The 472-nt window shown below is 44.0% G+C and carries 1 protein-coding gene; it reads right to left on the bottom strand.

From position 1 onward, the window contains the following. Positions 1-69 precede the first annotated feature (69 nt). The coding region (locus AC1DUA_RS40560; protein ID WP_477505009.1) for a sensor histidine kinase at positions 70-472 on the bottom strand (403 nt) is incomplete at its 5' end.

Raw genomic sequence — 472 nt, 5'->3', positions numbered from 1 at the left:
CTGGCAGCTTATGCAACATTTTGCTCAAAATTAAATGCATTGTCGTGTCATCGTCTACCAAAATAACTTTCAAGCCTCTTCGCCTTCCTTCCAATGGTCAATTACATCCATCCCGCCTCTTGAACTGTGTAAAGTAAAGAAAAATGTCGTTCCCACTCCCGGCACACTGTCAAACCACAGATTGCCTCCATGAATCGCAATAAATTCACGAGTTAACATAAGCCCAAATCGGGCATGCCCTGCACCTTGTTTAGGGTCCGGSACTTTGATAAATGTATCGTCGCGGCGCAGCATGTCCACTGTCTCYTCGTCCATTCCTTCTCCATTATCACGTATAGTCACAACAATCTTATCCTTGTCTAGTTCGGCTCCAATTTCAATCCATCCACCAATTCCCGTAAACTTTATCGCATTCGATAGCAAGTTCCGCAGAATAAGATCTAGCATCTCTTTATCTGCGCTAACTGTAAGC

The organism is Paenibacillus sp. 01T422 (genome assembly GCF_056398785.1).
This window is presented reverse-complemented; position numbering and strand designations above follow the sequence as displayed.